The 13,812-nt window shown below is 68.0% G+C and carries 13 protein-coding genes and 1 tRNA gene; 5 read left to right on the plus strand and 9 right to left on the minus strand.

What is annotated here, in order from left to right:
• Positions 1–78: 78 nt before the first annotated feature.
• The 6 genes from OH802_RS01360 to rplK form a co-directional block, all read right to left on the minus strand.
• Positions 79–846 carry an amino acid ABC transporter ATP-binding protein gene (locus OH802_RS01360; protein WP_406024409.1) on the minus strand — a complete coding sequence of 256 codons (768 nt, stop codon included), beginning with the start codon at positions 844–846 and terminating at the stop codon, positions 79–81.
• A complete protein-coding gene (locus OH802_RS01365; protein ID WP_406024411.1) occupies positions 846–1,625 on the minus strand; it encodes an amino acid ABC transporter permease in 780 nt (259 codons plus the stop codon). The genes OH802_RS01360 and OH802_RS01365 overlap by 1 nt, the downstream gene beginning before the upstream one ends.
• 29 nt (positions 1,626–1,654) lie before the next feature.
• Complete coding sequence (locus OH802_RS01370) at positions 1,655–2,446, minus strand: transporter substrate-binding domain-containing protein (RefSeq protein WP_406024413.1); 792 nt, start codon at positions 2,444–2,446, stop codon at positions 1,655–1,657.
• Positions 2,447–2,525: 79 nt separating this feature from the next.
• Entirely contained in the window at positions 2,526–4,082 is a 1,557-nt protein-coding gene (locus OH802_RS01375) for a carboxylesterase/lipase family protein (RefSeq protein ID WP_406024415.1), read from the minus strand.
• Positions 4,083–4,234: 152 nt separating this feature from the next.
• Positions 4,235–4,951: a 50S ribosomal protein L1 gene (gene rplA, locus OH802_RS01380; RefSeq protein WP_357355114.1), complete on the minus strand. Its 717-nt coding sequence runs from the start codon at positions 4,949–4,951 to the stop codon at positions 4,235–4,237.
• 61 nt (positions 4,952–5,012) lie between these two features.
• On the minus strand, positions 5,013–5,441 hold the full coding sequence (gene rplK, locus OH802_RS01385; RefSeq protein ID WP_141802520.1) for a 50S ribosomal protein L11: 429 nt from the start codon (positions 5,439–5,441) through the stop codon (positions 5,013–5,015).
• A 212-nt stretch (positions 5,442–5,653) separates the two neighbouring features.
• Here rplK and OH802_RS01390 point away from each other — a divergent pair, with 212 nt between their 5' ends.
• The 3 genes from OH802_RS01390 to OH802_RS01400 all read left to right on the plus strand — a co-directional run bounded on the left by OH802_RS01390 (position 5,654) and on the right by OH802_RS01400 (position 9,943).
• Entirely contained in the window at positions 5,654–6,847 is a 1,194-nt protein-coding gene (locus OH802_RS01390; protein WP_406024418.1) for a lytic transglycosylase domain-containing protein, read from the plus strand.
• Between the two features lie 115 nt (positions 6,848–6,962).
• Positions 6,963–8,675 carry an alpha-glucosidase gene (locus OH802_RS01395; RefSeq protein WP_406024420.1) on the plus strand — a complete coding sequence of 571 codons (1,713 nt, stop codon included), beginning with the start codon at positions 6,963–6,965 and terminating at the stop codon, positions 8,673–8,675.
• Between the two features lie 110 nt (positions 8,676–8,785).
• Complete coding sequence (locus tag OH802_RS01400; RefSeq protein ID WP_406024422.1) at positions 8,786–9,943, plus strand: glycosyltransferase family 4 protein; 1,158 nt, start codon at positions 8,786–8,788, stop codon at positions 9,941–9,943.
• Positions 9,944–10,035: 92 nt separating this feature from the next.
• On the opposite strand, the gene nusG is transcribed toward OH802_RS01400, so the two are convergent.
• From nusG to OH802_RS01415, 3 genes are all read right to left on the minus strand, one after another.
• The gene (gene nusG / locus OH802_RS01405) at positions 10,036–10,842 is read right to left on the minus strand and encodes a transcription termination/antitermination protein NusG (protein ID WP_406024424.1); all 807 of its coding nucleotides are present in this window, start codon (positions 10,840–10,842) and stop codon (positions 10,036–10,038) included.
• Positions 10,843–10,904: 62 nt separating this feature from the next.
• Positions 10,905–11,180, minus strand: coding sequence for a preprotein translocase subunit SecE (gene secE, locus OH802_RS01410; RefSeq protein WP_350663303.1), 276 nt, complete (start codon positions 11,178–11,180; stop codon positions 10,905–10,907).
• Between the two features lie 16 nt (positions 11,181–11,196).
• Positions 11,197–11,269: transfer RNA gene (locus OH802_RS01415), tRNA-Trp, on the minus strand.
• 128 nt (positions 11,270–11,397) lie between these two features.
• Here OH802_RS01415 and OH802_RS01420 point away from each other — a divergent pair.
• Both OH802_RS01420 and OH802_RS01425 read left to right on the plus strand, forming a co-directional pair.
• Positions 11,398–12,681, plus strand: coding sequence for an aminotransferase class I/II-fold pyridoxal phosphate-dependent enzyme (locus tag OH802_RS01420; protein ID WP_406024426.1), 1,284 nt, complete (start codon positions 11,398–11,400; stop codon positions 12,679–12,681).
• Positions 12,682–12,757: 76 nt separating this feature from the next.
• A complete protein-coding gene (locus tag OH802_RS01425) occupies positions 12,758–13,807 on the plus strand; it encodes an adenosine deaminase (RefSeq protein ID WP_406024428.1) in 1,050 nt (349 codons plus the stop codon).
• Positions 13,808–13,812 lie beyond the last annotated feature (5 nt).

Below are 13,812 nucleotides of genomic sequence, written 5' to 3' on the forward strand. Positions count from 1 at the left end.
GGCCAGTGCCTGCTTCTTTCGCGGAATTCCACGAAGGAAGCGCTGGCTGACCGAGGTACCTCGGTGAGCATCCGCGCCTCAGAGCACCCGGGCGAGGAAAGCTTGGGTGCGTTCGTGCTGGGGGTTGCCGAGGACGTCGGCCGGCAGGCCCTCCTCGACGATCACGCCGCCGTCCATGAAGACGACCTTGTCGGCGACCTCGCGGGCGAAGCTCATCTCGTGGGTCACCACCATCATGGTCATGCCCTCGGCAGCCAGGTCCTTCATGACCGCCAGAACGTCCCCGACGAGCTCGGGGTCCAGCGCGGAGGTCGGCTCGTCGAAGAGCATCATGTCGGGGTTCATCGACAGCGCCCGGGCGATGGCGACGCGCTGCTGCTGGCCACCGGAGAGGTGGGCCGGGTAGGCGTCGGCCTTGTCCGAGAGCCCGACCTTCTCCAGGTTGGCCCGTGCGATCTCCAGCGACTCGGCCTTACCGCGCTTGAGCACCTTCTGTTGCGAGACCGTCAGGTTGCGCAGCACGGTCATGTGCGGGAACAGGTTGAACTGCTGGAAGACCATCCCGATCCGGGCGCGCAGCCCGTCCACGTCGGCGTCCGGATCGGTGATCTCCTCGCCGTCCACCAGGATCGTGCCGCTGGTCGGCTCCTCGAGGAGGTTCACGCAGCGCAACAGTGTCGACTTCCCGGAGCCCGAGGGCCCGATCACGCAGACGACCTCTCCCCGCGCGATGTGGAAGTCGATGCCCTTGAGCACCTCGTTGTCACCGAAGTACTTGTGCAGGTTCTGTACGTCGATCACCGCCTCGCCGCGGTCGGCGGATGGCGTCGTCTCGGTCTGAGTCATCAACGGGCCTTCCCGGACTTGGCTTCCATGCGGCGTACGACGATCGAGAGCGGCACCGTGATCAGCAGGTAGCACAGCGCGATCGTGAACATCGGGGTCAGGTTGGAGAAGGCGTTCATGTTCTCCCGGCCGAAAGCGGTCAGCTCGTACTCGTCCAGCGACATCCCGAGAATGTAGACCAGCGAGGAGTCCTTGGTGAGCAGGATCAGCTCGTTGGTCAACGGCGGCAGGATGATGCGGAACGCCTGCGGGATCACAATGGTGACCATCGCCCGAGTGTGGGTCATACCCAGGGTGCGTGCCGCTTCGTACTGCCCCTTCGGCACCGCCTGGATGCCTGCCCGGATCGTCTCGGCCATGTAAGCGCCGCCGACCAGACCGAGCGCCAGCGTCACTGTGACGACGTTGCCGAGGTTCACGCCGAAGGCCAGCGGCAAGCCGAGTCCGAGCACCAAGAAGACCACTAGCGCCGGCAGCCCCCGGAAGAGCTCGATGATGCCGGTCGAGATCCACCGGTAGGGACCAACGCTCGATAGCCGCATCAGCGCCAGCACCAGACCAAGCGCCAGCCCGAAGGCGAAGCCGCAGGCGGTGTAGAAGATCGTGTTCTTGAGGGCGATCACGATGACATCGGGAACCATCTGAGCGGCGACGTCCAAGTCGAGGAACGCCCGCCTGATCTCACCCCAGTCGGCGATCAGGGCAACGACGACGACCAGCAGCACCAAGATGGCGTACTGGATGTAGCGGACGAGCGCCGCGCGCTTGCGCGGCGACATCCGCTTTTTGGGAACTACGGCCGCGCTACTCACTGCGCGGCAGCCTCCCCGAACCACTTGTTGTAGACCTTGTCATAGGCAGCCTTGTCGTTGATGCCCTTGTTGAGCACCTCGAGCAGCTTGTCGTTGCCGCCCTTCTTGACCGTGAAGCCGTACGCCTCACCGGTCTGGAACTCGCTGGTGATCTCCATGTCCGAGTTGGACTTCACGAAGTCGTAGAGCAGACCGTTGTCGTTGACGCCCGCGTCGGCCTTGCCGGACTTGACCGCCTGCATCATCAGCGCGGAGTCCTCGAGCGTGATGATCTTGGTGTCCTCGGGGGCGTTCTCCTTGACGTAGTCGGCGCCGGTGGTCGCCTCCTGGACCGCGATGGTCTTGCCGCCGAGGTCGTCGAGCGACGCGTAGCCCGCACCCTTCTTGGTCATCAGGGCCTGGGTCGCCTCGAAGTAGGGCTCGGTGAAGTCCATGACCTTCTCGCGCTCCTCGGTGATCGTCATCGCGCCAGCAGCGACGTCACACTTGCCGGAGTTGAGGGCCTCACCGGAGACGATGGTCTCCCAGCCGATGTTGACGACCTCGGTCTCGAGCTTCTCGGCGTCGGCCGCGATCTTGAGCACGTCGATGTCGAAGCCGACGACCTCGCCGCCCTCGTTGAACTCGAACGGCTTGTAGGGAAGGTGCGTGCAGATGGTCAGGGTGTCGGCCTTGACCAGCTTCGCACCCGACGGGGAGGTGCCACCCTCGTCGCCGCCACCGCAGGCGGCGAGCGCCAGGCCGAGGACGGGAACGGTCAGGGCAGCAGCGAGCTTCCGCAGATTCATGCGTGGCACTCTACGTGTCTTTGGACACCGACGGCCCGCTACCCCTTGAGGTGGCGGGCCATCGTAGTGAGATCGTGCATCAACCGAGAACGTCGGCCCAGAACCCACAGTGGCTCGTCGCGGACGTGTCCACGGGGTGAACCCCACCCTCACCAGGAGCCAACTGAAGTACGTCGGCGGAGTCCCGGAACGTCGGCCAGCGAGGCGCACCGGGTGCGACCGGGCGGCCGTGATGGGCGAACGAGGTCCAGTAGGCGACCATCGTGTCGGACAACTTCTGTTGTCCTTCGTCGAGCTCGCCGAGGAGCCCCGGGAACAGGAACGTCAGCTCGGTGGCGTGCTCCGCGCCCTCCTCGTAGCCGGGCAGGTCGATCAGCGGCGGTGCGTCCCGGTCGGCGAACTGGTAGGCGAAGACCGACACCCCGGCGGCCTCGAGCTTCGCGAACGCCTCCTGATGGGCGCAGGTGGACAGTGCACCGGCCGAGTCGGTACGGATCGCCGCCAGGGCGTGCCGCGGGTCGTCGTAGGCGCTCGCCGGGTAGAGCCCGAGGACGGCATCGGCGGCGGGGCCGTAGGTGCTGCGTACGATCTGCTCGTACTTCTCCGCCGTGATCGGCCGCGGATACTCGAGCCCGACGTAGAGCCGCATCTCGTCCAGGGTCGAGCCGTGCATCACCGGCACCCGGTTGAACCTTCCGGAGTCGATGGCATCGGGGTAGGTCCGCGGCAGCACCCGCGGGTCGCCGACGACCGGTCCGGCGTTGAGCCCGGCCGCGCCGAAGGCCTCGATCAGCGCCTTGACGGGGGTGGCCCGCAGGCAGGCGGCCACGTCAGCCGCGTCGCCGCAGCCCACCGCGGCGGCCAGCCGCTGGCCCTCGGCCTCGGAACCCGCGTCGCTGCGCGCGCCGGCCGCACAGCTCCCGCTCTGCGGGATCGCCTTGTGGAACAGTCCGGCGGCGGCCGGCGAGGCGATCTGGGCGCAGGTGTCGATCGACCCGGCCGACTCACCGAAGATCGTCACGTTGCCCCGGTTGCCACCGAAGGCGGCGATGTTGCGACGCACCCAGCGCAGCGCAGCCTGCTGGTCGAGCAGCCCGTAGTTGCCGGACTCGTACGCCCCGTCCAACCCGGAATGCGCCAGCCAGCCGATCGCGCCGAGGCGGTAGTTGACCGTCACGACCACCACGTCACCCTCGACGGCGAACTTGCTCGCGTCGTAGCCGGAGCTGGAGCCGGTGGTGTTCCCGCCGCCGTGGAACCACACCATCACCGGCAGCTTCCGCTTCGCCGGCCGGTCGGGGGCGAACACGTTGAGGAACAGACAGTCCTCCTCGTAGGTCGTCGCACCTCCGTACGCCGGGGCCTGCTGCGCACACTGGCTGCCCGGTTCGGTGGCGTCGCGCACCCCTGTCCACGAATCGGCCGGCGCCGGGGCGCGCCAGCGGAGCCGGCCGACCGGCGGGGCGGCGTACGGGATCCCCTGGAAGGTTCGGAAACCGTCATGGGCAACGCCCCGGACCGCTCCCTTGTCGGTCCGGACCACCGGTTCGGGCGGGTCGGCCGCGGCGGCGGTGACGCCCGCCGTCGCGACCAGGGCTACGGCGAGGACCGGGACGAGAGCACGAAGTCTGAGCACCGATGTTCCTTTCGTCGACCGTCCGAACCTAGGGCCCCGACGCGGTCCACGGGCAGTGACGGAAGGACCGAAACAGGCCGTACGCAGCGCCCAAATGCGACGAGCGCCGCCGCCCGAAACCGGGCAGCGGCGCTCGTGTGGTCTGTCGAGGCTCAGGCCTCGTCCTCACCCGCCACGTTCTTGACGCGGTTGGGGTCGACCTGGACACCGGGGCCCATGGTGGTCGAGAGGGTGACCTTCTTCAGGTAGCGGCCCTTGGAGGAGGACGGCTTCAGACGAAGCACCTCCTCGAGAGCAGCGGCGTAGTTCTCAGCGAGCTGGGCCTCGGAGAAGGAGGCCTTGCCGATGATGAAGTGAAGGTTGGCGTGACGGTCGACCCGGAAGTCGATCTTGCCGCCCTTGATGTCGGACACGGCCTTGCCGGGGTCCGGGGTGACGGTGCCGGTCTTCGGGTTCGGCATGAGGCCACGGGGGCCGAGCACGCGGCCGAGGCGGCCGACCTTGCCCATCATGTCGGGGGTCGCGACGACGGCGTCGAAGTCGAGCCAGCCACCGGAGACCTTCTCGATGAGGTCGTCGCCACCGACGACGTCCGCGCCGGCCTCGCGGGCGGCCTCGGCCTTGTCCGGAGCAGCGGCGAAGACGATGACGCGCATCGTCTTACCGGTGCCGTGGGGCAGGCTGACGGTGCCGCGCACCATCTGGTCGGCCTTGCGGGGGTCGACGCCGAGACGCATGACGACGTCAACGGTCTCGTCGAACTTCTTCTTGCTGGAGGACTTGGCGATCTTGATCGCGGCCAGCGGGGCGTAGAGCTCGTTCTTGTCGAACGTCTCTTCCGCCGCGCGGTAGGTCTTGCTGCGCTGCATGGTGAATTCCTTAAGGGTTAAGAGGAGATGTGGTTAGCGAGCCAGCGCGGCTCTCCCACGGTCAGTCGGTGGTGACGCCCATGGAGCGGGCGGTGCCCTCGACGATCTTCATCGCGGCGTCGATGTCCTCCGCGTTGAGGTCGGGCAGCTTGGTGGTCGCGATCTCGCGCACCTGGTCCTTGGTCAGCTTGCCGACCTTGTCCTTGTGCGGGACGGACGAGCCCTTCTTGAGACCGGCGGCCTTCTTGATCAGCTCAGCGGCCGGCGGGGTCTTGGTGATGAAGGTGAAGCTGCGGTCCTCGTAGATGGTGATCTCGACGGGGATCACGTTGCCGCGCATGGCTTCGGTCTGGGCGTTGTACGCCTTGCAGAACTCCATGATGTTGACGCCGTGCGGACCGAGCGCGGTACCGACCGGCGGGGCCGGGGTCGCGGCACCGGCCTGCAGCTGCACCTTGACGAGCGCTGCGATCTTCTTCTTCGGAGGCATTCTTGAGATCTCTTCCTTCTCGTGGTCATGACGAAGCCGCTTGTACGTTGCGGCCTCTGCCACCTGCTGTGTTGCTCTCGCAACTGGTCAATTGTCCGTGATCCGTCCGGGTTCACGAAATCAGCGGAGGCGGCCCACTGAGTGGGACCCCCCGAGTGACGGCCACCACTCCCCTTGGCATACTCCCCCGGGGATTTACAAAGGGAGCTGAATTGTTCAACCGACGTCTGTCCATGTTCGCCGCGCTCGTGCCGCTGGCCGCGCTCTCGGCGGGGTGGACCGCCGCCGCCACCGGCACCGGGTTCGATCCGATCGAACCCGTGACGCTGCCCGGAGGCGAGACCTTGGTGACGTCGGCGATCGACCAACCCGCGAGCGTCACCGAGCCCGCGCCGGCGCAAGGAGCTCGCAAGGGCGCCCGAACCGGCACGATCGCCGTCGCGATGGCGCAGGGAAGCGACATCCCGATGCCGGCACTGGCCGCGTACCAGCGTGCGGCCGCCGTCGTCACCACCGCCGACCGGGCCTGCGCTCTCGACTGGACGCTGCTCGCCGCCGTCGGGATGGTCGAGTCCGACCACGGGCGCCTGAAGAACAGCCGGCTCGACGACTCGGGCAAGGCCTCTCCTGCCATCTACGGCCCGACGCTGACCACCGGCTCCGGCAGCCCCTCGCCCGACACCGATGCCGGCGCCGTCGACAAGCTCACCAGCGGCGACCGGGCCGTCGGGCCGATGCAGTTCATCCCCTCGACCTGGCCGTTGGTGGCCGTCGACGGGGACGGCGACGGCGTACGCGACCCCCAGGACATCGACGACGCCGCCCTCGCCGCTGCCGTCTACCTCTGCTCCGGTGACGAGGACGTCTCCACCGATGCGGGGAAGCAGGCCTCGCTCACCCGCTACAACCGCAGCGAGGCGTACGTCTCCACCGTCCTGAAGATCGCCAAGGGCTACGCCGACAGCCCCTACGGCGGCGACGACATCGAGCTCGCCGCCGCGCCCGCGCACGCCGAGCCGAAACCTGGCCGCCCGGGGCAGAATGGGGCGAAGAAGGCCGACAAGAAGCCCGGGAAGAAGAAGCCCCACGCCGTCACACCGAAGCCGAGCTCAGGCGCCCGGCCCTCGAACGAACCGAGCCCGACCCCCTCGACGGCCCCGAGCCCCAGCCCCACCCCGACCGACGACGGCAGCTGGGCCTCGATCTCCGAGCGCCGCGGGATCTGTGCCGCCGAGCTCTCCTCCCGCTTCCCCGACCTCGCCGACGGCTGGGACACCAACCGCGCCGTCGACTCCTGCAGCATCCGGCTGCTCGGCAAGACCGTCACCCAGGCCAACGCCGCCGTTCCCGGAGTCGTCACCGACATCACCGGGTACGTCGAGTGGCTGATCAAGACGCTGCCATAAGGCTTCCTTCCGACCCCCGAATGCCCACTTGGCATTCGGATAGGCTCGAAGCAGGGCCACAGTCGTCCAGGTCATTCTCGACACTGGCATGGTGGCAAACCCGAGGCGGTGGCACATGGCCGCACCCGGCGCGTCTCGGTCGGCCTCGGGCAACGAGGCGTGGTGGAAGTCGGCGGTGGTCTACCAGATCTACGTCCGCAGCTTCGCCGATACCGACGGCGACGGCATCGGTGACCTTCCCGGAATCGTGGAACACCTGGACTATCTCCAGGAACTCGGGATCGATGTGATCTGGCTGTCCCCGGTCTACCGTTCGCCGCAGGAGGACAACGGCTACGACGTCAGCGACTACCGGGACGTCGATCCGCTCTTCGGCACCCTGGAGGACCTCGACCGGCTGCTCGCGGCGGTCCATCTGCGGGGCATGAGGCTGATCATGGACCTCGTCGTCAACCACACCTCGGACCAGCACCCCTGGTTCCTCGCCTCGCGCGGCTCGCGTGAGAGTGCCACCTCCGAGTGGTACTTCTGGCGGGATGCCCGGCCGGGGACGGTGCCCGGCGAGCCCGGGTCGGAGCCGAACAACTGGGGTGCGTCCTTCGGCGGATCCGCATGGGAGTGGGTGCCTGAGCGCGGCCAGTACTACCTGCACCTGTTCGCTCGGTCCCAGCCGGACCTGAACTGGGACAACCCGGAGACCCGCGAGGCGGTCTACACCATGATGAACTGGTGGCTCGACCGCGGGATCGACGGCTTCCGGATGGACGTCATCAACTTCATCTCCAAGGATCCCCGGCTCCCCGACGCGCCGCTCAACCGCGACGGGTACGGCGACGGAATGCCGTATTTCAGCCACGGTCCCCGGATCCGCGACTATCTGGCCGAGATGAAGCACCGGGTCTTCGACTCGCGGCCGGGCAGCTACCTCACCGTTGGTGAGATGCCAGGGGTCACGCCCGAGCAGGCCCGGCAGTTCACCGACCAGGTGCACGGCCAGCTGGCCATGGTGTTTCAGTACGAGCACGTCACCCTCGATGCGGACGGCGACAAGTGGACCCAGCGACGGATGAGTGTGAACGACCTGCGGGACACGCTCGCGAAGTGGCAGACCGCCCTCGGCGAGAGCGGATGGAACAGCCTCTACTGGAACAACCACGACCAGCCCAGGGTCGTCTCCCGCTACGGCAACGACACGACGTACTGGCGCGAGTCGGCGACCGCCCTGGCCACCGTGCTGCACCTGCACCGGGGCACGCCGTACGTCTTCCAGGGCGAGGAGATCGGGATGACCAACACCCGGTTCGACGACATCGACGACTTCCGGGACATCGAGTCGCTCGACCACTACGCCAGAGCGGTCGGCACGCACGGCGAGGATGCCAGCGTCGTGCTGGACACCCTGCGACGCCGGAGCCGGGACAACGCGCGTACGCCGATGCAGTGGAGCGCCGCGTCCGGCGCCGGCTTCACGACCGGCAGTCCCTGGATCGGGGTCAATCCCAACCACAGCTGGCTGAACGTCGCAGCGCAGCGCGGCGCGCCGGGCTCGGTCTATGAGTACTACCGCGCCCTGATCGCGCTGCGGCACCGGCTGCCGGTGGTGGTGGACGGGCACTTCGCCGCCATCGACACGGGCCGTGACCAGATCTACGCCTTTCGGCGCCAACTGGGTGACGTCACCCTCACCGTCCACGCGAATCTGTCCGACCTGCCGGTCTCCGTCGACCGCGACCGGAGGCCTCGCGACCTGGTGCTGGCCAACTACCCCAGGAGCAGGATCGATCCCGATCGGCTGGAGCCCTGGGAAGTCCGCGTCTACGTGACGTGAGGGCCCGGCGGCTAGGCTGGGGCCAAGACTGCAGGACACCTGCCGCTCGACGCGGACACCGCGGGGGCACACGGCAGCGGTGTCGGCAGCAACCCGCAGACAGTGGGCAGATGGCTTCGTATCTCGACAATCGTCCGAAGACAGTCGGAAACATCTACTTCGTCTGGAACCCGCACCAGCCGCTGCCGGCAGGCACCGGGGGCACCGAGAACTACACGATCGGCCACGTCCGCGAGCTCAATCGCCGCGGCATCAACGCCCACGTCGTCACCATCGGAGTCGGGATGACGGACGGACGCGACGAGTTCGCGGACATCCCCTTCCTCTCCGTGGCTGGCGTCGCGGACGTCGGCGAGCTCGACGGTGTGGTGATCTTCGTCGCCGAGTTCCCCGTCGTGATGACCAGGCGACCGGCGTACCAGATGCTGCACGTGCCACCACCGGGAGACGCCGTCGACCGGGCCCGCATCGCGGCCACCATGCAGGACCGATCGCTGATCGCGACCAGCCGGTTCTCGGCGCAACTGTGGGCCGAGTTCCTCGACGTCGACATCGACACCATCAGCATCGTCTACCCGTACGCCGAGGCGTGCTTCAGCACCGAGGTACGCCCGCCCGCCGAGGAGGCCGGGATTCGCATCCTCTACGCGGGCCGGCTGAGCCCGGAGAAGGGGATCTACACACTGCTGGCGATGCTCGACCTGGACCCGGCCGGCCAGGAGCGGGCCTTCACCTGCACGGCCACGACCGCCGGCTCCGACAAGCCGCAGGGCCGCAACATCGAGCGGGTCCTCGAAGCGCATCCCAGCGTTCGGCTCGTGCCCCGGCGGACCACCTCGCGCGCGATGGCCACGCTGATGGCCCAGCACGACATCATCGTCATGCCCTCCAACAGCCAGTACTGGCACGAGACCTTCGGCATCGTCTCGATCGAGGCCCAGCACTCCGGCTGCCGCGTCGTCGCCTCCGACGACGGAGGTCTTCCCGAGACCGACTGTGGCTCGATCACCCTGGTCGCCCCTGACGACCCCGCCGCGCTTGCACGAGGCGTCCGTGCGGCCGCCGCTCAGGGCGCGGTCGACGAGCTCGTCAGGATCAACGCTGCCGCCAGGTTCACCGTCGACAACTCGGTCGACGGCCTCATCGACGTGCTGCTGATGCCGTCACCTCTCACGCCTGCCGCCGTCGTACGGGACCTGGAGACTCTCGCCCGGTTGCCGGCCGCCGACGATCCGCAGGAGCTCTCGGCCTTGCAGACGCCTGCCTGACCTACGCTCGGTGACGAAAACGGCATCAGGCCCCTTGCTCGCGAATGCGGACAGGGGGCCTGATTGCTACGGGAAAGTGGGTCTCGACCCGCTCAGACCTTCTCGATCTGGTTGAAGCTGAGCTCGACCGGGGTCTCGCGGCCGAAGATCTCGACGAGCGCCTTGACGCGCTGGGACTCGGCGTTGAGCTCGGTGATGGTGGCGTGCAGGGTGGCGAAGGGGCCGTCGACGACGGTGACCGAGTCGCCCTCGGCGAAGTCGACGACCTCGACGGGCTTCTTGGCGGTGCCGGTGGAGCCGGAGGTGGCGGTCGCGGCCTCACCGGCGGCGGCAGCCTCGGCCTCGGCCTGGGCGACGACGGCGGGGGCGAGCATGTTCTCGACCTCGGTCATCGACAGCGGCACCGGCTGGTGGCTGTGGCCGACGAAGCCGGTGACCGACGGGGTGTGGCGTACGGCGGCCCAGGACTCGTCGGTGAGGTCCATCCGAACCAGCACGTAACCCGGGAGAACGGTGCGCTTGACCATCTTGCGCTGGCCGTTCTTGATCTCCGGGACCTCCTCGGTGGGGACCACGATCTCGTGGATGTAGTCCTCCATGTTGAGGGAGACGATGCGGTTCTCCAGGTTGGACTTCACCCGGTTCTCCATGCCGGAGTAGGTGTGGATCACGAACCAGTCGCCCGGCTTGGCCCACAGCTCGCGGCGGAACGCCTCGAGCGGGTCGTCGTCAGCGGCCTCAGGGGCCTCGCCCTCGACGATCTCGTCGAAGGAGTCCTCGGACTCGACAGCGTCACCGGACTCGTCGGCCTCGTCGAGCTCAGCCTCTGCAGGCACGTCGGAGGCGGCCTCGGCCGTCTCGAGGACCTCGGTCTCCTCGGTGTAGTCCTGCTCAGACACGTCCTGCTCCAAACCGTTGATTGTGTGTATCGGGTGTGTTCCGCGGGCCGGGGCCCACGCGATCACGCGTCGCGGCCGCCGAACACCCAGAACATCAACTTGCCGAACCCGAGGTCAAGGCCCGCGGTGATCGCCATCATGACCAGGACGAAGACCAGAACCACGATGAAGTACGTCGTGAGCTGCTGCTGCGTCGGCCAGACGACCTTGCGGAGCTCGGCCACGACCTGGCGGTAGAACGTCGGGAGACTGGTGCGCTTCTCCGTCTTCTTGTCGTTCGGAGTCGGGACTGCCTTGCTGTCCGTCACGCCGCCACCTTCTCTCGAAAACGTTTCCATCGCTGGTCCGGCTTTGCAGGGCACGAGGGACTTGAACCCCCAACCTTCGGTTTTGGAGACCGATGCTCTGCCAGTTGAGCTAGTGCCCTACGGAGGTCTGCATCAGAGGCGCGGTTGAGGGCGCAACTGACCATGTGGGAAGACCACCAACGGTGAGTCTACGCACGCGGCTCAACGCGTTCCAAACCGGGACCCCTCGACCCATAGGATTGCTGACATGACCTCAGATCCCCGTCCCCTCGCCGAGCTCTCGCGCGAGGAACTCGAAGCGTTCGCAACGGAGCAGCGCACGGCGTACGACAACTTGGTGGCCAAGGGCCTGAAGCTGGACCTGACCCGGGGCAAGCCCTCCGCGGACCAGCTCAACCTCTCCGACGGCCTGCTCCATCTCCCCAAGACGACGACCGCCCCGGACGGCACCGACACGCGCAACTACGGCGGTCTGGCGGGCGGCATCGAGATCCGCGACATCTACGCCGAGCTGCTCGGCCTGGACACCGACCAACTCATCGCCGGCGGCAACTCGAGCCTCACGATGATGCGCGACACGCTGATGTACCTGTGGCTTCACGGTGCCGTCGACAGCGAGCGCCCGTGGGGGCAGGAGGAGACGGTCAAGTTCGTCTGCCCGGTGCCGGGCTACGACCGTCACTTCACGCTCCTGGAGTGGTTCGGGATCGAGATGGTGACCGTGCCGATGCACGCCGACGGACCCGATGCCGACGCCGTCGCCGCGCTGGTCAAGGACGACCCCACGATCAAGGGCATGTGGCTGGTCCCGACCTACGCCAACCCGACCGGTGACACCACCTCGCAGGAGATCGCCGAGCGGCTCACCTCGATGCCGACCGCGGCTCCCGACTTCAAGATCTTCTGGGACAACGCCTACGCGCTGCACCACCTGACCCCGGCCGAGACCAAGACCGCCGACGTCGTCTCGCTGGCCAACGCGGCCGGCAACCCCCACCGTCCGCTGGTCTTCGCCTCGACCTCCAAGGTCACCTACGCCGGCGCCGGCGTCGGCTTCTTCGGCGGCTCGAAGGAGAACGTCGCCTGGTGGCTGGACCACCTCAGCCACGGCGCGATCGGCCCCGACAAGGTCAACCACCTGCGGCACGCGGAGTTCTTCGGCTCGGCCACCGGCGTACGCGAGCACATGGCCAAGCACCGCGAGCTCCTCGCGCCGCGGTTCGCGGCCGTCGAGGACGCCCTCACCGCCGAGCTCGGCGCGCTCGGCGTGGCGACCTGGACCAAGCCCGCCGGCGGCTACTTCGTCAGCCTCGACGTGCTCCCGGGCACCGCGACCCGGGTGATCGAGCTGGCCAAGGGTGCCGGCGTCGCGCTGACCCCGGCCGGTTCGGCGTTCCCCGGCAAGGTCGACCCGGAGGACACCAACATCCGGCTGGCGCCGTCCTTCCCGCCGTTGGAGCAGGTCAGCGGGGCCATGGAGGTCGTCACGGTGTGCGTGAAGCTGGCCGCTGCGGAGAAGCTGCTCGCGTGAGAGAGCGTCAGCGAACGAACCAAGAGATCACGCGACCGCGTCCGTATTCTGGCGCTTGCGCTACGGAGGTGGTCGCGTGACTGCGGACCGACGCGACCTACGTACGCTGCCGAAGGCGCATCTGCACCTGCACTTCACGGGTGCGATGCGCCACCAGACCCTGCTCGAGCTGGCCGAGCGCGACGGGATCCGGCTGCCCGAGCAGCTGGTCGCGGACTGGCCGCCGACGCTGAGCGCGGCCGACGAGAAGGGCTGGTTCAGGTTCCAGCGTCTCTATGACGTGGCGCGCTCGGTGCTGCGCACCGAGGCGGACATCCGGCGGCTGGTCATGGAGGTCGCCGAGGACGACGTACGCGACGGCGGCAGGTGGCTCGAGATCCAGGTCGACCCGTCGGGCTATGCGGCGAAGTTCGGCGGGATCACGGCCTTCACCGACCTGGTGCTCTCGGCCGTCGGCGACGCGGAGCGGGCGACCGGGCTCGGGATCGCGGTGATCATCGCCTCCAACCGCACCCGGCACCCGATGGACGCGCGCACGCTGGCGCGCCTGGCCGCGCAGTACGTCGACCATGGCGTGGTCGGCTTCGGGCTCTCCAACGACGAACGGCGCGGGCGGACCGAGGAGTTCGACCACGCCTTCCAGATCGCCGAGCGGGCCGGTCTGCGGCTGATGCCGCACGGCGGTGAGCTGCGCGGGCCCGAGCACATCCGCACGGTGCTGCGGTCGCTGCACGCGACCCGGCTGGGTCATGGCGTACGCGCTGCCGAGGATCCGGCGCTGCTCGACGAGATCGTGCGCGCCGGCGTCGCGTTGGAGGTCTGCCCGACATCCAACGTGTCGCTCGGCGTCTACTCCGACCTGACCTCGGTGCCGCTGCCGCAGCTGCTCGACGCGGGTGCGACGGTGGCGCTGGGGGCCGATGACCCGCTGCTGTTCGGGTCCCGGCTGGCGGCGCAGTACGCCACCATGCGGGCCGCTCACGAGCTCACCGACGAGACCCTCGCCGACCTGGCGCGGATGTCGATCACCGCCTCGACCGCGCCCGAGTCGACCAAGAAAGGTCTGCTCGCCGAGATCGACGACTGGCTCAGCGCGCCCTCGCAACCCACGGACCCGGCAAGTTAAGACAG

This window comes from Nocardioides sp. NBC_00850, from assembly GCF_045207335.1.
Classification (GTDB): Bacteria; Actinomycetota; Actinomycetes; order Propionibacteriales; family Nocardioidaceae; genus Nocardioides.

Coding starts and splice junctions, on each gene's coding strand:
- OH802_RS01360 (WP_406024409.1), bottom strand. CDS start 846: ATGACTCAGACCGAGACGACGCCATCCGCCGACCGCGGCGAGGCGGTG.
- OH802_RS01365 (WP_406024411.1), bottom strand. CDS start 1,625: ATGTCGCCGCGCAAGCGCGCGGCGCTCGTCCGCTACATCCAGTACGCC.
- OH802_RS01370 (WP_406024413.1), bottom strand. CDS start 2,446: ATGAATCTGCGGAAGCTCGCTGCTGCCCTGACCGTTCCCGTCCTCGGC.
- rplA (WP_357355114.1), bottom strand. CDS start 4,951: ATGCAGCGCAGCAAGACCTACCGCGCGGCGGAAGAGACGTTCGACAAG.
- rplK (WP_141802520.1), bottom strand. CDS start 5,441: ATGCCTCCGAAGAAGAAGATCGCAGCGCTCGTCAAGGTGCAGCTGCAG.
- OH802_RS01395 (WP_406024420.1), top strand. CDS start 6,963: ATGGCCGCACCCGGCGCGTCTCGGTCGGCCTCGGGCAACGAGGCGTGG.
- OH802_RS01400 (WP_406024422.1), top strand. CDS start 8,786: ATGGCTTCGTATCTCGACAATCGTCCGAAGACAGTCGGAAACATCTAC.
- secE (WP_350663303.1), bottom strand. CDS start 11,180: ATGGAAACGTTTTCGAGAGAAGGTGGCGGCGTGACGGACAGCAAGGCA.
- OH802_RS01420 (WP_406024426.1), top strand. CDS start 11,398: ATGACCTCAGATCCCCGTCCCCTCGCCGAGCTCTCGCGCGAGGAACTC.